Source organism: Sorangium sp. So ce321 (assembly GCF_051530195.1).
In the GTDB taxonomy this organism is placed as follows: Bacteria; Myxococcota_A; Polyangia; order Polyangiales; family Polyangiaceae; genus Sorangium.
In genome coordinates this window covers 10,438,893-10,462,722 of sequence record NZ_CP150329.1, presented here as the reverse complement: position 1 = coordinate 10,462,722, position 23,830 = coordinate 10,438,893, and the positions used below count along the sequence as shown (strand labels likewise).

The window sequence follows — 23,830 nt, the reverse complement described above, 5'->3', positions numbered from 1 at the left end:
GGCTTCATGTCTCCCGAACAGTTCGACATCCTCATTCTCGGCAGCGGTGCCGGCGGAAAACACGTGGCCTGGGACATGGCCCCTGCCGGGTGCCGTACGGCCGTCGTGGAGCGGGATCGCCGCATGATCGGCGGCTCGTGCCCGAACACCAATTGCCTCCCGAGCAAGAACGAGATCTGGAGCGCCAAGGTCGCCGACCTGGTCCGCCACGCGGCCGCGTACGGCACGAGCACCGGCCCCGTTGCGGTCGACATGGCGCGCGTGCGGCAGCGCAAGCGCGACATGGTCGAGGCGCAGGTCGCCCGTCATCTGGAGCACTTCCGCGCGAGCGGCGCCGACCTCATCATCGGCGCGGGACGGTTCGTCGCGCCGAAGACCTTCGAGGTGCCATCCGACGGCAAAACACGCCTGCTGAGGGGAGATCGCGTGTTCCTCAACCTGGGGACACACGCCACGATCCCGGACGTTCCAGGCCTTTCGGCCGCGGGACCGCTCACGCACGTGGAGGCGTTGGAGCTCGACAGGCTGCCCGAGCACCTCATCGTGCTCGGCGGGGGCTACGTGGGCCTCGAGTTCGCGCAGGCATACCGTCGCTTCGGGAGCCGCGTCACCCTCATCAGCCGCGGGCCGCAGCTCGCCCCTCGTGAGGACCCCGACGTCGCCGGGGCGCTCCGGCAGATCTTCGAGAGCGAGGGGATCGAGGTGCTGCAGTCGGCCGAGCTGCTGCGGGTGCAGGGCCGGTCCGGCGAGCATGTCAGCCTGCGCGCGCGCACGCCGGACGGCGAGCTGACCATCGAAGGGAGCGATCTCCTGGTCGCGGTGGGGCGCACGCCCAGCACGGCTGGGATCGGCCTCGAGACCGCCGGGGTCGAGCTCGACGCTCGAGGTTATATCAAGGTCAACGAGAGGCTGGAGACCACCGCGCCTGATGTCTGGGCGATGGGCGAGTGCGCCGGCAGCCCCCAGTTCACCCATGCCGCCATCGACGACTTTCGCGTCGTCCGCGACAACCAGGCGGGGGGCCACCGGACCACGCGCGACAGGCTCATCCCCTTCTGCATGTTCACCGACCCGCAGCTCGCCCGTGTCGGCCTGAACGAGCGCGAGGCCAGGAGCCGTGGGGTCGAGGCGCGCGTCGCCACGCTGCCGATGAGCGACGTGCTGCGGGCAGCGACGACCGGCGAGACGCAGGGCTTCATGAAGGCCCTCGTCGACGCGCGGAGCGACCGTATCCTCGGCTTCGCCATGCTCGGCGTGGAGGCCGGTGAGGTGGTCGCCGTGGTGCAAACAGCGATGTTGGCCGGCATGCCCTACACGGGGCTGCGAGACGCCATCCTGGCGCACCCGACGATGGCTGAAGGCCTCGGCTCGCTGTTCGCAAAGGTGCCGGCCCGCCCTGCAGGCCTTTGACGAGCGCCTCGAAGGTCTCGCTGAACGCGAGATCGACGAAGCGCCAGCTTACTGTAGGCGAGCAGCGGCCACGTGGAACACGGGCCGCTGCTCGCCCCGCCGCGCGCGAGCGGACGGAGGCGGCGCCCATGCCCCTCGACAAGAAACGGTTTTACCCACATCGGGGAAATGTCAACATGGTGCTTCAGTGTCTCACCAGAGCTGGCAGCCTGCGCGCTCGCCGGCTCGCAGGCGGCGATGGGCCCCGAGCGCGCCCGCGCACGCCACAGGAGGAGCTTATGTCCAGGTTCTCGATCTCCGTTTCGAGCAGCGGCAGGATGTGTGCCGCGGTTGTGATGACAACCGTCATGATCGGCTGCTCCGTGGAGCCAGAGGGCAAGCAGGCGATGCCCGAGCCGGATGGCCTGGCGTCGTCATCCAGCGAGCTCAGGGCTAAACGACACAGCCCGGATCGTCGTCATTGCCGGGCTCGGTGCAACGATCACAATCCGTGCACTGAGGACGCATGCGTCGCGGGCGTGTGTGTTCATTCTCCGGCGCCTTATGGGACGTCGGACACGAGGGGGCGCAATCGCTGCGGCGAAGGGGAGGTCTGCGACGGCCACGGCGCCTGCGTGGAGCCGGGCGCGCCGCTCTGGGCTCGGCGCTGGCCGCCGCCACCGGCCAGCTTCGGGAGCATGACCGTTGACCGGGCCGGGGCCATCCTCCTCTCCGGCTCGTTCACCGGCACGGTCGATCTCGGCGCCGGGCCGCTCACGAGCGCGGGGGACAGCGATATCCTGATCGCGAAGCTCGACGAGGACGGCGCGCTCGTCTGGGGGAGGCGCTACGGCGGCCCTGGGTTCGAGTACGGAGCGCGGATCGGCGTGCTCGGCGACGGGAGCCTGGTGAACGCTGGAGTGTATGTCGACTCCCTGGACGTTGGCACCGGCCCGATACCCGGCGCCGGGCTGAGCGACATCTACGTGATGCAGACGGATCCGCTGGGGAACCCACGATGGGTCCGCACCTTCGGCGATCCGGAGCACCAGGATGTAGGGGACATGGCGGTCGACACGGAGGACAACGTGGTCCTCGTCGGCTCGTTCGAGGGGACGGTCGATTTCGGCACGGGTCCGCACACCAGCGTTGGCGCGCAGGACGCCTTCGTGGTGGAGCTCGATCGGTCGGGCAACACCGTCTGGAGCAGGATTTTTGGCAGCGACGCCAGCGATGGAGTGACCGCCGTGTCGGTGGATCCGGAGGACAAGGTGGTCTTCATCGGGAACACGAGCGCCGGCATCGATCTGGGCGGCGGGCCGCTCGCGCCCTCCCGCGCCTACGTCGCGAAGCTGGACACCGCGGGCAACCACGTCTGGAGCAGGCTGCTCGGAGACGGTTCCACCTACTTGCAGGACATCGACGCCGACCGCGCGGGCAACCTCATCGTGACCGGGAGCACCCCGACGACGATCGATCTAGGCGCGGGGCCGCTCGTCAACGAGGGCTGGGGCGCCGCGTTCATCGCGAAGCTCGATCCGGAAGGCAACGCCGTCTGGAGCAGGAGCTTCACCACGTCGCTGAGCTTCACCGTCATCGGCTCGGTCGCGGCCGATGGCCAGGGGAACGTGATCGCTTCCGGCGTGCTCGTCTCGGACGTCGCGAACAGCAGCATCGACTTCGACGGGACCCCCTTCTCGTCAGGGGACATCCGCGTGAGCTACAGCGCGCGCACCTTCCTGGCGAAGTTCGACGCGGCCGACGGGCACGTGCTCTGGGTCAAGGGGTTCGATACAGCGGGGCTCTACGATGTCACCACCGGCCCACGCGACCGCGTGCTGGCGAAGGGGGTCTTCACCGGAACCATCGATTTCGGCACGGGGCCGCTGACCGCCACGAGCGAAGCGGACCCGTTCATCGCGGCGTTCGGGCCCTGAACGCCGTCAGCGAGCTGGTCCTCCCCCGCTTCCGTGGACACCCCCGGACGGCACCAGGGCCATGTCCACACGCACGTTTACTCCGGCGCCGAGACGACGAGGACGGTGCGCCGGGCGGTGGTCCCCTGGGGGTTCTCGCCCTGACGCCCCGCGCGGCGCTCCCCGCGGGGAGCGGCGGCGCCCGCCGTCGCGCGCCAGCGCGAACCCCTGCCAGCTCATCACCAGGTTTCACAGGCCGTGCGGAGCCGTGGCCTCGCGCGGCGCGCTACCACTTCACGCCCAGACCGCGCGCACCGGCGCGCGGCAACGGGTCTACTTGTGATGCCGTCGGCAACTCAGCCGGCGTCTGCATGCCGTGCGCGCGGGCGCGCCGTCGATCCTGACCGCCTCCGCCGCCAGGCGAACATGCCGGGTGCGACGAGCAGCATCGCCGCGTGGCCCGGCATGGCGCCGAGATCGAACCATGGCGGCGAGCACCCGCCCCCTGGGGGCCCGCCGGGGTCCCCAGGGCCGGCGCCGGTTCCACCGCCGTCGTCGGTGCAGCGCCCGTCTTCGCACGTGCCGTCCGCACACTCCTCCGTGATAACGCAGGCTTCTCCCTCGGCTGTCGCCCCGAGCGCGTAGAGCTCGGCGGTGCTGCCGCTGATCACGAGCAAGCCCTTCCCGGGAATGTACGTCGTGGTGTGGCTCTGCCGGTCATGCGACAGAGAGGGCAGCGCGATGAAGGCGCTGGTCGCCGGATCGTACAGCTCAACGGCCCTCCCGGCGCCGGCTCCGCCGACCATCACGACGCGCCCGCTCGGGAGCGTCGTCGCCGTATGCAGCGCGCGCCCGGCGGCCATCGTGGGTCCCGAGGTCCAGGCGTCGGTCGCGGGATCGTAGATCACGGTCGACGGCAGGTGCTCGTATCCCGTGCCGACGCCCCCCGTGACGAGCACCCGTCCATCGGGCAGCAGCGCGGCCCGATGGTCATAACGAGCTTCCGGTATCGGCGCCGCCACGGTCCAGCGGTCGGCCACGGGATCGTAGATCTCCGCGCTGGTCAGCGCCTCGAAGTTCTCGATCTCGTCGACAAAGCGGAGTCCCCCGGTCACGAGCACCCGCCCGTCCGCGAGGAGCGTCGCGGCGAGCCTGCGGCGAGGAACGGGGAGCGATGCGACCGTGTCCAGGGTGTCCGTGTCCGCGTCGAAGCGGTAGGCGGAGCCCCAGTCATCGAAGTCCATCCCGCCACCCACGAAGAACACGTCCCCATCCGCAAGCTGGGTAACGGCCATATCGGAGTCGAACACCGCTGCGTCACCCAGGGTGGTCCAGGTATCGCTCGCGGGATCGTAGGTGTCGAAGGGGGCCTCCATGGACGCGACGAGCAGGCGTCCATCGGGGAGCGGCAGCACATGCACGAAGGTGTAATGGTCCCCCGGCGATTCGCCGAAGGTGGACCACGTCCCCGTTGAAGCGTTGTAGCGCTCCACGGTCCTGGCCGTCCACGTGGACTGGTCGATGTACCCGCCCACGACGAGGACGTCCCCACCGGGGAGCGCGGCTGCGCCGTGCAAGTGCCGTGAGATGCTGAAGGAGCTCGTCTCCCAGGACTGGGCGGCCGCCGGCAGTGAGACGAGAAGGGGCGCGCAGGCGGCCAGGAGCTGCGAAAGCGTGAGGAGAGAGCGCATTGATGATCTCGTGCCGAGGTGTGATCAGGCGTGATCCGCCTCGATGCTCATCGTGGATCGTGAGGCAAGCGTTCATCCTCTGCGCGGGGGCGGGCGAAGGCAAGGGCCGACACGCATTGCGCGAGGCTGAGCCGAGGCCGCGCGCGACGGACGGGCTCGGAAGCGTCTGGGCGCGTCGTGTGGCGGCGTACGGAGAGGTCGTGGGCCGCCGGACAGGATGCTGAACCCTGCGAGACGAGGGCGGCGACGCCGAGCGCCGCGAGCAGCTGGCGCTTGCCGCTGGCGCGCGCACAGGTGGTCAATCGCGCTCCAGAGCAGGATCGCCTCCCAGCGGCCGCTCGTCACCAGCGGCTGCCCGACCGGGTTGCGCACGCCGAGTTATGCGATGCTCAGGCCAGTCCCGCAAACGCCCGTTCGTTCTGCACGCCCCGTCGGCGCCGCGCATGGAGGCGACACGGAGGCGGGCGCCGGCAGCACGGGCGCGCCGCGGGGGCGCCCCTCGGCCAGACATCATCTCCTCCAGATAGAAGCGCCGTGCGAGCTCCGGGCCGTCGCCGTCCAGAGCACGGGGCCGCCGCCGGCGAGCTCCTCGGGCGCGGGTCTTGTCCCGTTGCTCGCGACCCCGAGCTCCTCGAGCGCGGGCTCGACGTCGCAGCCCCTGGTCGACCGCGGAGCGTGGAGGAGGCCGCCGGCGAGCTCGGAGCGGCCGCGCAGGTCGAGGGCGACGTCGGGCGCTGGTGACTGGATCTTCTCCGAAAGGTTTCACCGCGCGGTGGACGCTGCGTTCAAATTCAAGTACCCGAAACTAGGCGCCTCGGTGACGAAATGATGGTGATAAACCGCTCCGATCTGCTCGACCTCGTCTACCGCTTCTACCCGCGGGGCGTGCATAACTTCGAACGCAGGCACGTGCCTCCCAACGAGCCCTTCTACGACGACACGGAAGAGCACCGCCGCCTGGTGGAAGCCGCAAACCGCGGGCGAGCGGAGTACCCAACGTGGGAAGCGATGATCCACCGCATGTACGAGCGATACAGCCTTCAAAACGAATCGCTCAGCCTTGTGGCAGGGGGGAGCGACCCGGCGTACTCGGCCCGCATCTATCGCCCCCAGGACTCGGGGCCCGTTCCCTCGCTCAGCGACAGGGCTTCGCTCAGCTTCCACGTGAGCCTCCTCGGGCCCTATTATGGGATCCACGATACGGGCGAGCCCGACGAGATACCGGCGGCGGTCGCAGAAGAGATCGAGGCCACGTACCCCGGTTACCAGACGATCCCGCCGGAGCTCGGGAACGAGGTGGTGCCGGACGTGGCGATGGACGGGGCGTTGATGGGCGAGGCGACGATCTACATGTGCCTCTTCTCGGACGTCTGGACCTGGGTGGATCCGTAACTACTCCCCCCGGGCGGCCGCCGTCCACGTGGCTGAGCTCGGGCGCTTCGTCCTCGGAAGCGCTCGCGGGGAGATCGGCGGCGCTCCGCCGCCGCGGCGCGGTCGTGGCCGCACGAGCCGGGGGAACTCTGGCGGCTCGCATCTCGGCAGGGGATCTTCTCCTCCAGGTAGAAGCGGTCACATCGCTGGCGGGCAACCTGGGCGAGCTCGAAGACCGCGAGCTCGGCGCGATCGTCGTGCTCGTCACGCGGGCGTGGCCGCCGCTTCCATCTCGCTGAGTTCGGGTGCGGCGCCGGCGACGAGGACCGTGAGCGCGGGCTTGGCCGCCTCCCCGTCGCAGTGCAGATCCGGGTCCAGAAGTATGGGGCGGTCCTAACGGTTGCAGCAGAGCACGTGCGTGTCGCCGGGCTCCAGTTCACCGCTCACCACCTTGGAGTCGGTCGAGGGGGCGCAAGTAGGCTCGTCCTTCACGAGGATAGACCGAATCGCACCGATCTGTCCGTCGATCGTATCCGTGCAGAGCGGTCCATCCAGCCCGGAAATGAAAACGGCTCCGAGCTCTTCGGAGCAGTCTGCCTGATAGTACACCGTGGTCTGTACGCGGCACTTGTCGCGGCTCGGCTCGCTACAGGAGCACGGGCTGCACGTGCGCGTGTCGTTGTGGAGCTGCAAATCCCGCCGGACCCGGTAGGAGTCCCAGCACTCTCCGTTCGGCTGCGGCGGATAACAATGGAGGAAGTCTGTGGAAAAGAAGTCGATATCCGGACTACATGCCCGAACGAATGTCATGTTCGTTCGCCGCAGCGGCGGCACCGGGGTAACAGGCTGGCAGTCAGTCACAAGCGGCGGCTCGATCGTCACAAATTCATAGGATTCTCGAGGAATGGGATGGGTAAGAGGAAAGCATGTGCCATCCCAACTGTTGCCCGCATCGATCATAGCAACGAGGTCACTACTGGAGCAATCGGACGAGGAGTGCAGGAGCACCCTGTCCGAGAGCAGACATTGAGCAGGTCTACACTCGCAAGGCTCGCACTCCACCGGCCCAGGCGTCCCCGCCCACCCTTCCCACAAGGTCTTGTCACCGCACCGTGGAGCACTCTCGTATCGGCCGTCCCAGAGCAGGATGAGCTGGCTCGGATCTGGATCTGGTAAATCTTCGGGCACCGGCGACGAGCACCCGATGAGCACACACGTGGCCAGCGTGGAGAGCGCAACCCAGCGCATCGCGGCGGCCACCCCTCTGCCTCGGTCAATTGTCAACATTGCCATAGATGATCTCCGCGCTGGAGCAGCAAAACGTTCGGGTCTCGCCGCTCTCGATCGTGGCGTCGACCATGGAGACGGTGGCCATTGGCGTGCACGTGCCCGGCTCGTCCCGTGCGAACACCACGCGAACCCCTGCCAGCGGCGAATCGGCAGGTGCGCCGTAGCAAATTTCCTCTTCTGTGCCGATTCCGTTGATCGAGATCAGCATGTCCAAGCATGTCGTGTCGCTGAAGAGCAGTACATCCGCCACGCAGCTTCCGCCGACGGGGGCGCCGCATTCGCATGGCGTGCAGGTACGAGCGTCTCTGCTCTTCTCCTGAAACTCGAAGCGCGCGGAGAAGCCCGGCCGGCACGAGCCGTCGTGCTCGGGTGCGATGCACACCAGCCCATCGAACCCTGTCCTATACTCACCGGTCCACGGGCAAGCTCGCGCAAAACTCCCTGTAAGGGGGGGCGGAGTGTGCTCCGACGGCTTGCATGCGGGAGCCATCGTAGGCGGCTTGATGGTGACCGAGGCGAACGCGTCACCCGGGACAAGGGGCGAGGCCTTGACACAGTGCCCTGGCGGGTCGGCTGCACCGGCGAGGTTGACCTTGACTCCCTCGTCAGCGCAGAGAGGCGCCTCATGCGCCTTCACGCTGTCTGGCAGCACACACTCGGCAGGGCTGCACGCGCACGTCCCGCATTCGTTCTGGTACTGAGGATCCGTGCGCACGTCAGCCCATCCATCCCAGTAATCGAGCCGACCTTCCGGACAGCTAGGAAAATCTGGCGTGTCGCCGATCCACAACAACACCGGATTGTCGTCGGTCCGGGGCCTGGGGATATCGATGTCCTCCCCGCAACCGAGCAGCGCAGCCATGCTGAAGGCGAAACAAGATGTCGACCGCATGAGAACCCCTCCGCTGCTCAGTAAAAGACCTTCTGACAAGGGAGCAGACCGTCACAGAGGTCGGGCTCCTGCGCCGGCATCTTCATGGTCTGCCGTGTGGGAGCGGCGGGCCGGGTCGTGCGCGGCCGCGCCGCGACGGGCGGCGTGGCGGCCCCTGGGAGCGGCTCAGGGCGTCGATCGAGCGGTCGAGCTGAGGGAGGCAGGGTGGCTCGACCCGCCGCGGCCTGGACCACTGGCCCCAGGCGAGGCACGACGTGACGCGGGGATTCACGCCGCAGGACCGCGGTCGCGCTGCCCAGCACGAACGCCAGCGCGAGCACCGCGCCGAACCAGCGCGGCGGGGAGCGTCGCCCTGGGGTGCGGCTTGAGTGCGGAGGGGTCGAGGGCGCCGGCGGCACCGGCAGCACCGGAGAGCGCGGAGGGGTCGAGGGCACCGGCGGTACCGGCAGCATCGGCTCGAGGTCCGGTAGCTCGGGCGCTGGAGGCGACCGCAGCGCGACCGGAGGCACGTGGGTGACGTTGTCCCGCGCAGCCCGCGGCGGGATCGCGCTCTTGAGGGTGGCGGGCGTCTCGGAAGGGCCCTGCGTGGCGACCGAAGACGCGTCGGTGACGCTGTCCGCCGCGTCCCGCGGCGGCACGCTCTCGACCGTGTCGGGCACGTCGGAAGGGCGGGGCGTGGGGAACTCGCCAGCTCGCCCTCCCGCTTCACCCGCTTCACCCGAGGCAAACGCGTTCGCCTCGTCTTCCACGAGGATGGGCGCCGCCTCGTGCGGCTTGCGCCGAGCGCCAGACTGCTGGGCGAAGATGTCCGCGTGGGGAGGGGCCGGCGGTGCGCCAAGCTCTTCCCACTCGCGGGCAAAGGGCGTCAGGACACAGAGCATCTTGTCGATGCTCGGCAGCCGCCGGTTGGGGTTCTCCTCAAGCGCCCTTTGCATCATCACCTGAAGCATCGGATGGATCCCGTTGGGAAAGCTCGGGGGACGGGTCCACGGCGAGAGGGCGCGTTTGCACAAGAGCTCGTACATGATCGTACCGAAGCCGTACACGTCCGCGCGAGGTCCCAGCTGACCCCCCGAGAAGAGCTCGGGCGGTGCGTACCCGTACGTATCTTGACGAGCGTCCTCCGGGCCGAGCTGAAAGAGACGGGCAAATCCGAAGTGGGTGATCGCGTATCGGCCATCGCCCCCGATGGAGACCCGGTCCGGACTGAGGGCGCCATGGATGAACGAGAGCTCATGAGCACGCACGAGACACCGGCCGATGTCGATCAGCACCTCGAGATCCGCCGGCCCGAGGTCGTTTCCGCGCGTGGCGTCGATGAGCGGGATCGCGTCGCCGAGCACAGGCGACGCTGCCCACGCGACGGCGCCGTTCACCCCACCGTAGAGCACGGGGACGACCTCCGGGACCTCGTCGGAGAGGCGCTGCAGGCGCGCAATCTCCTCAGCGAACAGACCCGCATCGAGGCGCGCGCCCTCGCGGAGGTGCAACCAGACCAGAGCCCCCGTGTCGCCGACCTGCCTCGCGAGGAAGTGACGGAGCAAGCCGCGCTCCTCGTTGAGCAGCTCGTGGCCTTCCCAGACGTCGCCGGCGGCTACCATACGAGCTTGACCTCCGCGCCGGCGCCTCTCGTGCGGATCTCGGCCTTCCGCGGCCAGACGACGTACACGACCGTTGCGGCACCGAGCGCTGCCCCGACGACGAGCGCGGCCGAGCCGAAGCCATGGAACAGGCTCGCTCGTGTGTTCGCCGCGTGCGCTTCGTCGTAGGTCTTGCGGAACTGCGCGCTGCTCGGGAGCATCGAGCCGTCCGAGAGGCGCGACACCTTGGCGGCCGTTTCGCTCTCCGCGGCGTCGCCGGCCAGGTGAAGGCCGACGCCGGCGCCGAGCAGGGCCGCCGAGGCGGCCGCGCCGGTGCCGATGGTCCACGGGTTGCGCGCCCGCGCTGGAGCGCTGGCGGCTTTCGGGGCCTCGAAGGCGAGGGCGACGCGCCGCGACTGCCCCGCCGTCACCTTGACGCGCGCACGGGCTACCTGCCCCTGCTTGCCGGTCGCCGTGACCTCGTGCTGTCCAGGGACGACGAAGACGGGGCCGCCCGCGCTCACCTCGCGACCGTCGACCAGCAGCCGCGCCGTGCCCGGCGGGGCGCTCACGTGGAGCTCGGCCACGCGTTGCCGGACGGCCGCGAGGTCGGCGCGTCGGACCTGGTAGCGGCGGCGCTCGATGTCGTTGGTCGGCGCGGGCATCTGCGCGACGCACGTGGAGAGCTCGGCCGCGGCCTCCTCGAACCGGCCGAGGCGCAGGTCGAACACGCCGAGCTGACACACGGCCATCGTCGAGGGCTCGAGCTCGTTGATCCGCGCCCAAAGCTCGCGGGCGCGAGCGAGATCGAGCCGCTTGGCGGCCTTCTCCGCCTCCTCGATGAGCTCTTGGACCTCGCGGGACCGGGGAGGAGGGTCCGCGGCCGCGGCCTGTACGGGGAACGCGGAGGCGAGGACGAGGGCCAGGACCGCCGCTTGCCGGGGGTGGACCAGTGGAATGGAAGCACGCACGGTTCACCTCGGGGTGAACGAGGGGGACCACAGCGCCGCGCTGACCCATCCAGCGCGGCGCTGCCTTTCATACCACCGCGACGACGCGGTCGAGCGTGCAGAAGTGCCGCGTGTTTCGCGGCTGCTCATTGTGAACACGCGACGAAGATTCTCGTTTGCGGCCTAGAAAAACGCCGCGGCCGGTGACGACTCTCGCGGCGGTCCATGACCGCGAGAGGAGCGAGGCGCGCTGCACCGGTCCGGTACGCTCGGAGCGTGCGTCCCGCCCGCCATCGCGGAGATGGGTGCCACCCGTCTTTTGATGGAGGCACGTCTATCGGGAGATGGGTGCGACCCATCTTTTGATGGCGGCACGTCCATCGCGGAGATGGGTGCGACCCATCTTTTGATGGCGGCACGTCCACCGGGAGATGGGTGCCACCCATCTCCGGCATGGACGAGCCACTTCACCCGGATGGGCTCACGGCGTCCCGCCCGCCCCGCACGGGGGCGCTGGGACGGCTTCGGGCTTCCTGGCGGGGGCTCCTCCAGGGGATCGCGCGAGTCGTCCACCGTGTCGTCGTCATGTTCGAGGGGGCATCGGGGGCCGCCTGCTCACCACGATCGCGCCTGACACGGAGCGTGCTACGACGACGCTACGGGCTCCGAGTTCACGGGCCAACTCGCCAGGAAGCTCCAGGCCCAGGCGACCATGGCGGCCGGGGGCTCGCCTTCACCGTCCCACGAAGCGACCAGCGCTTCGAGCTCACGGGTGGCAGCTTCGAACTCGCGCTTCGCAGAGATGCCCCATGGAGTCATCGGCGGCTCGAGGAGCACGCGAATCTTCGCGAGCGTGTCGATCAACTCGTCCTTGCGAAGGACTCCATCCGTCTCCACCACGCAGTAGCAAGAACCGCTCTGCAACTCTGGCGTCAGGGGCCACAAGATGCAGTAGAGCGCCGCGAGCACCGTGAGCACCGCGATGAGCGGCTGTGTCAGGTTGCTCGCTTCGAGCTGGACGCCGGGTGCCGGCTCATCAGACGGCGATGGCTCCACCCACGTGTGATGGTCCGTGAACAGGCAGTCGTAGAGTCTAGCCTCCCCGGGGAGACGCGGGCCCGGCATCACATCGGGCACGAGCACGGTCCCGATCTCCGGCGGCATGCGTTCGCAACCGAACGTCGCTTCGATATCGCCGGAAATCCACTCCGCGCATGGCCGCTCATCGGGCAACAGATCGAAGGTGACATATTCCTTCCTGACGATAGCGAAACTTTGCCCATGGTCCGGATGAGCGACGAACCTCGGATCGAACGGGCTGCGCGGAACGATGAAATGTAACCCTAGAAACTTGACCGAGAACGAGTCCCTCGTTCGCTTCACGATATCGACCGTGCGTTCGCTATGGACGATGTAGTAAGGAGCCAGAAAGCTCACATGGAACCACAGCGTTCGCCCCGTGGACTCCGGCATGTCGATCGAGAAAGAGTAACAGGCGTCGCAGTCTCCGGCGGGGAGATACAGCGAATGGTTCATGAACCTGCCAGGGAATCCGTCTCGGAGGCGACGCCGCAGGTCGCGCCATCGGTCGCCCTTCGATGCCTGGATCCGCGCGCGCACGAGCCGGTCGTGCTCTTTGGTCTCCATGCATCGCTGAACGTCGATATCGCCGTCGTCGGTCATCCCAACACCACGGGGATAGTATCGATAGACGATATCGAGCAGCTCGTCAATGCTGTGCTTCATGGATTCCCAATCCTTGGGTCGATGTGTCTGTACGGCCACGGATGGCCCGATGCGGTTCCGTGGGCCCCGCAGCCCGGACGATCCCGCAGGCCGCACCGCTGCTCGAGGGCGTCGCCGCTGTTGCCGCGGCGGCCTCTCGGGGTCGTCGAGCTGCTGAGCCGCGCCTACGCCGATCACCTCGCGCATGCGTTGCACCACAGCGCCGCGCTGGCCCATCCAGCGCGGCGCTGCTTTTCATACCACCGCGACGACGCGGTCGAGCGTGCAGAAGTGCCGCGTGTTCCGTGGCGAGCATTGTGATCGCGCGACGGAATTTCTCGTTTGCGACCTAAAAACGCCGCGGCCGGTGACGACTCTCGCGGCGGTCCATGACCGCGAGAAGAGCGAGGCGCGCTGCACCGGACACGCGCGTCCAGGCCGTCCGCTTGCGTCGTCTGGTACGCTCGGAGCGTGCGTCCCGCCGGCCGCTTCCGCTCCGCCGAGTCTGCCGCTATAGCCTGCACCAAATTCCCTGGTTCAACGGCGGTCGTCGCGTCTCAGGACGGTGCGCTCTCGAGCATGCGGTGGAACGAGGAGCGCCAGGCAGTTCTCGTTCACCGTCACTTGGAGCTGACGTTGGATCTGTGAGGCGCGACGGCGCGCGAGCTCAAAGTGGGGGGCCCGCGCTCCGCGAGTTCGATATAGCGGGGGCTCTACTCGCCAGCCTTCCGGGCTGTTGACGCTCAGGCTGGCTGATGGCTCGCCGAGTAGATCCCTTGCTCGCCGGAACCAGGGAAGAAGCCCAAGTTCGTCCCTGGTTCCTCTCCTTCCTCAATCGCGGAACCAGGGGCACCAGGGGCTGGGTGACGCGCTCCTGACCAGCGCGCCCGCGCCCGGCCCGGGGTCAACCGGACCGGGCCGCTCCCGCCCGCTCAGCCGAGCAGCGGCGCCTCCGCCGGCACCTCAGGCGCGGCGGCGCCCTTCGCCTTGGCGCGCCGGGCCGCGGCGCGCTTGCGCCGCTCGTACGCGCTCGTCGCCTCGCGGGCGATCTCCGGGTGGTTGCGGAACACGAAGCGCGCGGCGGCCCTGACGGCGTTCATCCGGTCGAGCAGCATGCCAGCGAGCCGGTTGCGGAGGTCGATCGCCGAGCGCGCGGGGCCGGCCAGGGCCGCGACGGACGCGGGCCTGTCGCGTAGGGCGGCCGCGACCGCATGCGCCTCGTCGATGTGCCCGGACTCGAACCCGCCGAGCCCCTGGAGCTCGTCGCGGTGGGGCTCCGCGAGGTGGGCGTAGTCGTCGAGCGCGCTCGCGAGCGCGTCGGCGGTCTGCGGATCGTCGGCGTGGGCGGCGTCCACGCGGGCGAGCTGCGCGTCCTTCTCGTCCTCGACGCCATCGTCGAAGTACCACTCGAGGACGGCGGTGAGCTCGTTCAGGAGGAACCGGCCGCGCGCCGCGGGATCCTCGCCCTTCGGGTTGATGGTCAGGAGATAGCGCGTGTGGGCCTCCTGCGTCGCGCGCTGGAGCGACAGGATCTCGTCGCCGGTCTTCACATGGATGCGGCCGGCCGCGCCGGCGGGCTTCTTCTTGCCCTTGCCGGCGTTGCCGACCGCGGATTCGAGCCCGGGTCGCACGATGCTGCCGCGCTCATCCGCTTCTGGCTTCCAGTACCTGTCAAAGAATCTGGCGACATCGACCGCCTCTCCGAAGAGAACGTGCAGCGGCTGATTGATGACCGGCGACGCGCTGTCTGCCATCTCGGCAGCGGCGCTGATCCACTGCTCCAGCTCCTTGCTCGGCTTCTTCATGTTCCTCCTGGGCCACCGCCTCGCTTTCGACGAGCCGGTGCCCGGAAAAGGGAGATGAGTGTCTCACCCCCCAAGTACGGTGACGAACCGTATGCACGCACCTCCCGCTCGCAAGCGGTGAGCATTGCCGAGATGCTGCTCGGAGGAACACGCGTCGTGTCGCCCGCAGGGCAGGGGAACACGGGCGCCCATGTCCCGGAAGAGCCGCCCCGTGTCCCGGAAAGGGGCTGCGTGTCCCGGAAGGGCGGTTCCGTGTCCCGGAGGGGCGGCTACGTGTCCCGGAGGGCCGGTTCCCTGTCCCGGAAGAGCCGCCCCATGTCCCGGAAGGGCGGTTGCGTGTCCCGGAGGGGCGGTTGCGTGTCCCGGAAGGGCGGTCCCGTGTCCCGGAAGAGCCGCCCCGTGTCACGGGAGGGCGGTCCCGTGTCCCGGAAGAGCCGCCCCGTGTCCCGGGAGGGCGGTCCCGTGTCCCGGAAGAGCCGCCCCCTGTCCCGGAAAGGCGGTCCCCTGTCCCGGAAAGCCCGCTCCCGCTCCCGCCCCTCCGCCCCGGACCCCTCCGCCCCGCCCCGCCCCTCAGCCCCGCGCCGCGCCCCCCCGGCCCCGCCTCACGGGAAGATCTCCCGCTCCCCGTACGCCGCCGCCAGCCGCTGCAGCGCCACCGCGTACGCCGCCAGGCGCAGCGTGCACTTCTTCTGCCGCGCCATCTCGGTCACGTCGCGGTAGGCCCGCTTCATCGCCTTCTCGAGCCGGGCGTCGACCTCCTCGAGCGTCCACGTCTCGGAGCGCTTGTTCTGCACCCACTCGTAGTAGCTCACCGTCACGCCGCCCGAGTTGGCGAGGACGTCCGGCAGGATGTCGATCCCGCGCTCCAGCAGGACCTTCTCCCCCTCCGGCGTGCACGGCCCGTTCGCGCCCTCGGCCACGAGCCGCACCTGGAGCGAGCTCGCCTCCTCGACGCCGACCTGGTTCTCCAGGGCCGCGGGGATGAAGATGTCCGCCTTCAGCCGGAAGAACTCCTCGCGGCTGATCGGCTTGCCCGCCGGATAGCCCGCGATCGAGCGGTGCTTCTTCACGTAGTCCTGCAGCTTGTGCGGGTTGAACCCCTCCGGGTTGTACAGATACCCCGCGTGGTCGCCGACCGCGACGGTCGAGGCGCCGAGCTTCGACAGCAGCACCGCCGTGTGCGAGCCGACGTTGCCGAACCCCTGCACGAGCAGCGTCGAGCCGCCGAGGTTCACGTCGTTGTCCTCGGCCCACTCCGTGATGCAGTGCACGACGCCCTGCCCCGTCGCCTTCTCGCGCCCGTGCGTGCCGCCGGACGCCACCGGCTTGCCGGTCACGACGCCCTTCACCGCCTGCTTGAAGAACTGGCCCACGGTGTTCATGTACGTGTCCATGGCCCACGCCATCGTCTTCGCGTCGGTGCCCACGTCGGGAGCCGGGATGTCCGTCTCCGGGCCGATGTTCGCGCCGAGCGCATGGAAGAAGCGACGCGTGATCCGCTGGAGCTCGGCCCGCGACACCTCGTTCGGGTTGAACTTGATGCCTCCCTTGCCGCCGCCCAGCGGCAGGTTCATGAGCGCGCACTTCCACGTCATCATCGCGGCCAGCGCCTTGAGATCGTCGAGCGACACCGACTCGTGGTAACGAACACCCCCCTTGAACGGCCCGAGGAGGTTGTTGTGCTGGATCCGGTAGCCCTTGAAGAGCCGGATGCTGCCGTCATCCATCCGCACCGGGAAATTGACGATGATCTCGTTCTTGGGCTGGCTCAAGATCGTCGTGATGTAGACCGGCAGCTCGATCAAGCGGGCAGCCTCGTCGAGGTAACCCTGGACGACTTTGAAGAACTCGTATTTGTGCTTCTGGCTCGGAGCCGGAGGCGCGCTCACCGGCGGAGTCGTGGGCTTGGCACTGAATTGATCTTCCATGGCTCTGTAACTTTTTAGTCCGCCGCGCCCCTCCGTTCAATGTCAGGGAGCTATCACGCGACGCGTTATCGCGTATCCGGAGGGGCGGGACATCGCGTCAGGCTGGGAATGCGCGATGCGGCGGCGCGTTAACGACATCGGCGGCAAGTCCGCAGTGGGTGGGCGATGCCCCGGCGCGGGCGCGCCGCGCGTGCTTCTCGTGTCGCTGGACGCGGCTGTCTCGCGCCGCGCGCGCAGCGCGAGGCGCGCGGCGTCGATCACGTCCTCGACCACAGGACATACAGATACGTGATCGTCCCGGTGACGAGCAGGGCGTCGACCCGATCGAGGATGCCGCCGTGGCCGGGCACGATCCCGCCAGAGTCCTTGATCCCGAAGGAGCGCTTGAACAACGACTCGCCGAGGTCGCCCGCCTGGCCGAGGCCGCCCGCGACGATCGCGAGCGCGACAGCGTCGACGAGCGGCAGCGACCGCAGGAACCAGAAGTGGGCGATCAGCGCGCCGATCACCGCGAAGAGCAGGCCGCCGACGGCGCCCGCGACGGTCTTCTTGGGGCTCACCGCCTCGTAGAGCTTGCGCCGGCCGAGGAAGCGGCCGGCGAAGTAGGCGCCCGTGTCGGAGAACCAGGAGAGCAGCAGGGCCAGCACCACGAACGACGGGCCGTCGGCGCCGGCGTCGCGCCGGAGCAGCGCCAGCGCCCCGAGCCCGCCGCCCACGTAGAGCGGGCCGAAGGTCATCGCCAGCACGCGCAGGGCGGCGGTGCGCATCTCCCCGAGCCGCGTGAGCGTGACGAGCATCGCGGCGAACGGCAGCAGGAAGATCAGCGCGAGGAGCGCGACCGGCGAGCCCCCGAAGCGCCAGAGCACGCCGAGCACGGCGAGGGTGAGCGCGACGCCGGCGACGCGCGAGGCGCGGTCGTCCGGGTGGGTCATCGCGAAGAACTCGAGCGCGCCGACGGCGGAGGCGGCGGCGACGAGCGCCGCCCACCCCCAGGCCGGGCCGAGGTAGAGCAGCGAGAGGAGCACGGGCGCGGCCACGACGGCGGTGATGAACCGCATCGCGAGGTTGGAAGCAGCCAAGCGTCAAACCCCCGTCCGTGAGCCGTTGTGAGAGGCGAGCTCGCGCGCGCGCCACGGCCGAGCCCCGTCGATCGCGCCGCGCGCGGCGACCAGCTCGCCGCCGCCGCCACCGCCGCCGCCGCCGCTGCCCTCCGCCCTGTACGCGGGCTCGACGGCGCTGTCGCGCTGCTGGTAGGTGGCGATGGCCGCGAAGAGGTCGTCCTCGGTGAAGTCCGGCCACAGCCGCTCGGTGAACGACAGCTCGGCGTACGCGGCCCCGTAGAGCAGGAAGTTCGAGAGCCGCTGCTCGCCGCCGGTGCGGATGATGAGATCCGGCTCGCCCACGCTCAGGCTCGGCAGCCGCGCGGCGAGCAGCGCGCCGTCGATCGCCTCCGGGTCGAGCCGGCCGGCGACAGCCTCCATCGCGAGCTCGCGCGCCGCGGCGGCGATCTCCTCGCGCGCCCCGTAGGACAGCGCGAGCGCGAGCGTCATCCTCATGTTCGCGGAGGACGCCTTCCGCAGCGGGTCGAGCACCTCGCGCACGACCTCGGGGAGCCGGCTGATGTCGCCGATCGCGACCAGGCGGATGTCGTTCTCGAGGATCTCGCCGCGCTCGCTCATGAGGAACTCGCGCAGGAGCCCCATGAGCGCGTCGACCTCGTTCCGGGGCCGCGCCCAGTTCTGCTCGCTGAAGGCGTACAGCGTCAGCGCCTCGACGCCGAGCCTCCGGCAGACGCGCACGATCCGCCGCACGGCGGCGCTCCCGGCCTTGTGGCCGGCCTCGCGCGGCTCGCCGCGCAGCTCGGCCCAGCGGCCGTTGCCATCCATGATGATTCCGACGTGGCGCGGGAGATTTCTGGCTTCTACGAGGTTCATCGGCGGGGGGAGTTTCCCTTGTTGACTACCGACTGTCGACTGTTGAGTCTTCACGCCCATGAGCACTGGGGTTGGTCTCACGGTCACGCTGCGCGTCAGGATGGGCGCGCATGACGCACATTACGCGGGGGAGCTGTGTGACGGCGCGCGAATTCTCGCGCTCTTCGGCGACGTCGCCACCGAGCTCCTCATCCGTCTGGACGGCGACGAGGGGCTCTTCCGTGCGTACGAGGCGGTCGAGTTCCTCGCCCCGGTCCGAGCAGGCGACTTCATCGAGGCGACCGGGGTGGTCACGAAGGTCGGGGCCACGTCGCGCGCGATGGCCTTCGAGGCGCGCAAGGTCGTCGCCAGCGTCCGCGAAGCCGGGGTGGCGCCCTCGGCGGCGGACGCGCTGGCCGAGCCGATCGTCGTCTGTCGGGCGCTCGGGACGTGTGTCGTCCCGAAGGAGCTCCAGCGTCGGCCGCGCCTCGTCCTGCCGGCGCTGTCGGCGCCGCCCCCGGATCACGCGAAGCTCCCGGAGCCGCGGCCGATCATCACGCCGCCCCCCCGGATCATCGTCACGCCGCCGAACAGCGCCCTCATCTTGACGGCGGCGATCGTCGGCGCCGAGACGACCCGCGCGCAGACGCCGCACCTGCCCGTCACGGCGCGCGAGCTCGCCGACGAGGCGGCGCGCTGCCGCGACGCGGGCGCCGCCGTGGTCCACCTGCACGTCAGGAACCCGGACGGCTCGCCGAGCCAGTCGCGCGAGCTGTTCGCCGAGGCGATCGCGGCCATCCAGGAGAAGACGGACGTCATCGTCCAGACGTCGACCGGCGGCGCCGTCGGGATGAGCGTCGACGAGCGCGCCCAGCCGCTGCTCTGCAGCCCCGAGATGGCCACCTTGAACTGCGGCACGATCAACTTCGGCGACGGGATCTTCGACAACGCCCGGCCGCTCATCCGGGACATGGCCGCGCGCATCCGCGCGGCGGGGAGCGTCCCCGAGCTCGAGTGCTATGAGGTCGGCCATATCCATGAGGCGCTCAGCTTGTTCGCCGACGGGCTCCTCGCGGAGCCGCTCCACTTCCAGTTCGTGCTGGGGGTGCCCGGCGGCATCGCGGCGCGAGAGGACGTGCTCCGGTTCATGATCACCCAGATCCCCCAGCGCGCCACGTGGGGGGTGGCCGCCGTCGGCCGCCACCAGCGCCCGATGACCGAGCTCGCCATGCAGCTCGGCGGGCACGCCCGGGTCGGGCTGGAGGACAACATCTACCTGGACAAGGGCGTGCTCGCCGAGGGCAGCGCGCCGCTCGTCGCGCGCGCCGCCGCCTTCGCGCGGAGCATCGGCCGCGAGGTGGTCGAGCCGGACCGCGCGCGCCAGCTGCTCGGGGTCCGCCCGCGCGCCGCGGCGGCGGCCCAGGCCGGCGCCGCCGGGGGAGGGAGCGCGCTCGCGCAGGGATGATCGGACGACCGCTCTCCACCTGGGCCGATCACCTGCGTGGCCGGCTCCCCATCGCGCTCGGCGTCGCCGTCGTCGGGGCCGCCGCGCGGCTCTCGATGCCGTCTCCGCCCGCGCGGACCGCGGACGCGATCGCCGGGATGCTCGGCGAGGCGATCGGCGGCTCGGTCAGCCCGGACGACTTCGTCTGGGAGGAGCGCGGCGGGTTCCTCTCCGACGCGCTGCTGGGCCGCCGGGTGCTGTTCCTGGGCGTCGCGGGCCCGCGGGACGTCGCGGGCCCGCGGGACGTCGCGGGCCCGCCGGACGGGGAGCGCGCGCCGGACGCGGAGCGCGCGCCGGAAGGGCGCGGCGCCGCCGACCTGTACCGCGCGCGCGTGCGGCTCACGCGCTCCGGCCGGCCGGTGAGCCTGAGCGGCGTCCGCAACCTGACCGAGACGCCCCTCGGCGACGACCGCAACCTCGTGGCCCGCGGGCGCCGCGTCGCGGTGACCACCTCCGCCTTTGGCGCCGTGCAGGGGATCACGCTGCTCGATCTCGGCGGCGGCGCCCGCCCGGGGGCGCCCCTCGGCGAGCGGCTCCGCGCGGCGGTCGACGGCTGGCTCGAGACAGGGAGCGCGGACGGCGTCTCGCGCACCGAGATCTCGTTCGACAGCCCGCCCGCGTCGGCGCGGCTCGACCTCGCCGACGAGGCCCTCGTGATGGCGCTCGGCCCCGAGGCGGTCCCGGCGGCGCTGAGCGCCGGCACCGGCGAGCTCGACACGGGCGGCAGCGATCCGTTCGGCGCCCGCGCGCACCGCGTCCCGCGCCGCGTGTCCTCGTTCGCGGAGCTCGCCGGGCTCTCCGCCGGCCGCCTGCTCGGCCCGGGGGCGGCCGCCGCGGTCGAGCGGCTCGCGCTCGCCGCCGACAGCGCGGCGGCGGGGCTGCGCGCCGGGCCGGACGCCGCGTACCTGACCCACGGGCCGGCGTCCCCGGAGCCCGCGCCGCCGGGGTGGCCCTCGCTCTGGCCGCCGCCGCCGGTCCAGCCGGCGGTCGATCCGCCGCTCCCGGGGGAGGGGGCCTGGGTGCTCGTGGCCCCTTCGCTCCCGCGCGTGCTCCCCGGGATCGACGGCGACCCGCAGCGCCCGTCGAGCCCGTTCGCGGCGACGACGATCCGCCCCGATCCGCAGCGGCGAGAGGTGCGCGTCCACCTGCTCGCGATCGACACGCGGCACGTCAAGTTCACCCTGCAGGCCGGCTTCGAGGCGCCCCGGCCGACGGCCGGCCTGCACGGCACGGGGACGCTCCCGGACGCGCCGGCCCTCCGCGGCGCCATCGGCCTCGGCGCCGGCCCGCGCGACCCTGTCGCGCTCCACGAGGAGGCGGAGGCGCTCGGCATGGTCGTCGGCGGCCGCCCGCTGGTGCCCCCGCGCGACGGCGCGGCGACGCTCGCGGTCGACGCCTCGGGCCGGCCCTACTTCGGCGCGTGGCCCTCCGGCGCCGGGGTCGAGCGCGTGCCCTGGGTGCTCTGGCAGCGCCCGGCGGCGGCGAGCCCCGGCGAGCCCCGCGGCGAGGGGCCGAGGCGCTTCCCCTGGTCGCTCTGGCAAGGGCCGTCCCTCTTCGAGGCCGCGAGCGCCGCGGCGCCCGCCGGCGACGCGGCGCTCTCGCCCGGCGAGGGCGACGACCTCGTCGTCGAGCGCGCGGCGCTGTGCGCGACCGACCGCGGCTTCGTGGTCCACGCGTGGGGCAGCGCCCTCGACGCGGCCGCGCTCAGGGCGGCGCTCGCGCGCGCCGGGTGCGTCGCCGGCGTCTCGCTGGGCAGGGCGCCGGACCCGCTCGGGGTCGCCTTCCTGAGCGCGCAGCCGGACGGCCGCTTGACCGCGGAGCGCCTCTCGCCCGCGATGTCGCTCGCGCCGCCCGCGCACGTCGCGTCCGCCTCCCCGGGCCCCTTCCTCTACTTCTCGTCGCGCTCGACGGACGGCCCGCCGCCGCCCGATCTGTCGCTCCCGGGCGAGCGCGTGGGCTGGACGGTCGACGGCGGCGCGCAGCCGCCCCCGGCGTGGAGCCCGGCCGTGTACGCCGCCGACACGGTGCACCTCGGCGCGCAGGTCCGCGTGCACGCCTTCGCGCCGGACCGGTTCCTGTTCCGCCTGCGCGCGGGGTCGCGCGAGATCTCGCCGCGCAACGCGCCGAAGCTCGCCGCCGAGGTGCCGGAGGGCGAGCGGCAGCAGGTCCTGGCGGCGATCGGCGTCGGCACCGGCCGGCGGCGCGGCCCGCGCGGGCTCGCCGTGGGCGGCACGGTCGGCCTCCGCTTCCGGGGCGAGGGGGGCCTGCTGCTGGTCCGTCGCGGCCGCGTCGAGATCCGCCCGGCCGGCGGCGTCGAGCTCGCGCCGGACATGGATGCGACCGAGGTGCCGCTCACCGCCGACGACGGCAGGCTGCGGCCGGAGGCGCGCGAGATCGGCACCATGCGCCGGCGCGGCGCCGCGTGCGCGCTCGACGACGGGACGCTCCTCGTGGCCACGACGACGTTCGACAGCGACGAGGCCACGACCGAGGCGCTGCTCGATCTCGGCTGCGCCCGCGTCGTCGCGCTCGATCGCGGCGCGCACCGCAACGCGTTCGTGCACCGGGCCTCCGGCGACCCCGCCCTGCAGCAGGGGTACGAGGAGACCGCGCTCTTCGCGGTCGGGCTCGCGATGCCCGGCCGGGCGCGCCGGCTCACGGTGGACGCGCCCCCCTGATCGCGGCGGCGGCTCGCGGTGGTCCTCACGGGCGCGGCGGCCCGCGGTGGTCCTCACGGGCGCGGCGGCCCGCGGGGGGCCCGACCGGCGCGGCGGTCAGGCGTGGGACAGCATGCCGCGCAGCATCCCGAGCGCGCGCGTGTGCAGCTGCGACACGCGCGGCTCGCCGACCCCGAGCTCCGCGCCGATGTCCTTCAGCTTCGCCCCCTCGAAGTAGTACATGCCGATCACGCGCCGCTCCCGCTCGGGGAGCTGCGCGATCGCGAAGGCGAGGGCCCGCCGGGTCGCTTGCGCGGAGATCGCCTCGATCGGGTCGTCTCCGCCGGACATGTGCACCGACTCCTCGGTGGGCGTGACCTCGCTCAGGCTCACGAAGACGGTCGAGCAGCCGACCGTGCCCGCCGCCCCGGCCTCCACCGCCTCGCGCGCCCGCCGCGAGAGCCAGTCCTGTGCGCGGAGCTCATCGACGATCGCGCCGCGGATCCGGAGCTTCGCGTAGCCGGCGAACGTCTCGCCGTCGCTCCCGCCGTTCTTGCGGAGCGAGTCGACCAGGCCGAGCATCCCCGCGCTGAGCAGATCGTCGCGCTGCACGTTGGGCGGCAGGTGCCGCGCCACCTGGCGCACCAGCTTGCGGACGAGCGGGAAGTACCCCTTCAGCACCTCCGGACGGAGCGGCGCGCAGGGCGCTTCGCGGTCGCGCGGCCCGCTCGCGCAGGCCGCGCCGGTACAGCTTGGCGGGTCGCTCGCGCCGCGGTCCTGCTCCGCGGACTCCCACGCTTCCTCGTACGTGCAGGGCGACGTGCCCTCCGCCGATTCCCAGAAGTCGTGCGCGCAGCTTGACGTGAGCTCCGCGGACTCCCATGCATCGTGCGCGAGCGCCGCGCCCGGCTCCTGCGCCGCGGCGACCGGCCCTGCGTCGTGGGCGTCGAGAGAATCGAGAGCCAGCGCGACCTGCGCTTCGATCAGCGCGCGGTCACACGTGACGACCGGGCACGCTGTGCCCATGATGACCGGCTGGACAAGCTCGTCCCCGTCACAGCACGGGGCGAGTGACCTGGGAGAAGGGAGCCCCTCCCGCTGCAGTCGGGTCGATTGCTGCACGTGAGGTGGATTGGTGCCACAACTCTCGCAGCGTGCAAGGTAGAGCCGCGCAATTGTGTCTGGTGCGGATGTTCAGTGTGTGGAGTATGCCCAGCCG

The 23,830-nt window shown here is 70.9% G+C and carries 15 protein-coding genes; 5 read left to right on the top strand and 10 right to left on the bottom strand.

Annotation, left to right across the window (positions count from 1 at the left end):
* Window positions 1-6: 6 nt before the first annotated feature.
* Window positions 7-1,410, top strand: coding sequence for a mercuric reductase (locus WME89_RS38675; RefSeq protein WP_438004609.1), 1,404 nt, complete (start codon window positions 7-9; stop codon window positions 1,408-1,410).
* Between the two features lie 677 nt (window positions 1,411-2,087).
* On the top strand, window positions 2,088-3,326 hold the full coding sequence (locus tag WME89_RS38670; RefSeq protein ID WP_438004608.1) for a hypothetical protein: 1,239 nt from the start codon (window positions 2,088-2,090) through the stop codon (window positions 3,324-3,326).
* A 335-nt stretch (window positions 3,327-3,661) separates the two neighbouring features.
* Here WME89_RS38670 and WME89_RS38665 read toward each other — a convergent pair whose 3' ends face one another.
* Window positions 3,662-4,996, bottom strand: a complete 1,335-nt coding sequence (locus WME89_RS38665; RefSeq protein WP_438004607.1) for a hypothetical protein — start codon at window positions 4,994-4,996, stop codon at window positions 3,662-3,664.
* Window positions 4,997-5,821: 825 nt separating this feature from the next.
* Between WME89_RS38665 and WME89_RS38660 the strand changes: the two genes are divergently transcribed.
* Complete coding sequence (locus WME89_RS38660; protein ID WP_438004606.1) at window positions 5,822-6,388, top strand: hypothetical protein; 567 nt, start codon at window positions 5,822-5,824, stop codon at window positions 6,386-6,388.
* Window positions 6,389-7,640: 1,252 nt separating this feature from the next.
* Here WME89_RS38660 and WME89_RS38655 read toward each other — a convergent pair.
* The 8 genes from WME89_RS38655 to uppS all read right to left on the bottom strand — a co-directional run bounded on the left by WME89_RS38655 (window position 7,641) and on the right by uppS (window position 18,471).
* A complete protein-coding gene (locus WME89_RS38655; RefSeq protein ID WP_438004605.1) occupies window positions 7,641-7,865 on the bottom strand; it encodes a hypothetical protein in 225 nt (74 codons plus the stop codon).
* 701 nt (window positions 7,866-8,566) lie between these two features.
* Window positions 8,567-10,150, bottom strand: coding sequence for a protein kinase domain-containing protein (locus WME89_RS38650; protein ID WP_438004604.1), 1,584 nt, complete (start codon window positions 10,148-10,150; stop codon window positions 8,567-8,569).
* Window positions 10,144-11,100, bottom strand: coding sequence for a hypothetical protein (locus tag WME89_RS38645; protein WP_438004603.1), 957 nt, complete (start codon window positions 11,098-11,100; stop codon window positions 10,144-10,146). The genes WME89_RS38650 and WME89_RS38645 overlap by 7 nt, the downstream gene beginning before the upstream one ends.
* A gap of 624 nt (window positions 11,101-11,724) precedes the next feature.
* Window positions 11,725-12,825, bottom strand: a complete 1,101-nt coding sequence (locus WME89_RS38640) for a hypothetical protein (RefSeq protein ID WP_438004602.1) — start codon at window positions 12,823-12,825, stop codon at window positions 11,725-11,727.
* Window positions 12,826-13,736: 911 nt separating this feature from the next.
* Window positions 13,737-14,609 carry a hypothetical protein gene (locus WME89_RS38635; protein ID WP_438004601.1) on the bottom strand — a complete coding sequence of 291 codons (873 nt, stop codon included), beginning with the start codon at window positions 14,607-14,609 and terminating at the stop codon, window positions 13,737-13,739.
* 602 nt (window positions 14,610-15,211) lie between these two features.
* Window positions 15,212-16,537, bottom strand: coding sequence for a Glu/Leu/Phe/Val family dehydrogenase (locus tag WME89_RS38630; RefSeq protein ID WP_438004600.1), 1,326 nt, complete (start codon window positions 16,535-16,537; stop codon window positions 15,212-15,214).
* A gap of 257 nt (window positions 16,538-16,794) precedes the next feature.
* Window positions 16,795-17,616, bottom strand: coding sequence for a phosphatidate cytidylyltransferase (locus tag WME89_RS38625; RefSeq protein ID WP_438004599.1), 822 nt, complete (start codon window positions 17,614-17,616; stop codon window positions 16,795-16,797).
* Between the two features lie 3 nt (window positions 17,617-17,619).
* On the bottom strand, window positions 17,620-18,471 hold the full coding sequence (gene uppS / locus WME89_RS38620) for a polyprenyl diphosphate synthase (protein WP_438004598.1): 852 nt from the start codon (window positions 18,469-18,471) through the stop codon (window positions 17,620-17,622).
* A 58-nt stretch (window positions 18,472-18,529) separates the two neighbouring features.
* Between uppS and WME89_RS38615 the strand changes: the two genes are divergently transcribed.
* Window positions 18,530-19,915 carry a 3-keto-5-aminohexanoate cleavage protein gene (locus WME89_RS38615; RefSeq protein WP_438004597.1) on the top strand — a complete coding sequence of 462 codons (1,386 nt, stop codon included), beginning with the start codon at window positions 18,530-18,532 and terminating at the stop codon, window positions 19,913-19,915.
* The gene (locus tag WME89_RS38610) at window positions 19,912-22,632 is read left to right on the top strand and encodes a hypothetical protein (RefSeq protein WP_438004596.1); all 2,721 of its coding nucleotides are present in this window, start codon (window positions 19,912-19,914) and stop codon (window positions 22,630-22,632) included. The genes WME89_RS38615 and WME89_RS38610 overlap by 4 nt, the downstream gene beginning before the upstream one ends.
* A gap of 96 nt (window positions 22,633-22,728) precedes the next feature.
* Here the strand turns inward: WME89_RS38610 and WME89_RS38605 are convergent, their stop codons facing one another.
* Complete coding sequence (locus tag WME89_RS38605; RefSeq protein ID WP_438004595.1) at window positions 22,729-23,637, bottom strand: sigma-70 family RNA polymerase sigma factor; 909 nt, start codon at window positions 23,635-23,637, stop codon at window positions 22,729-22,731.
* Window positions 23,638-23,830: the final 193 nt, after the last annotated feature.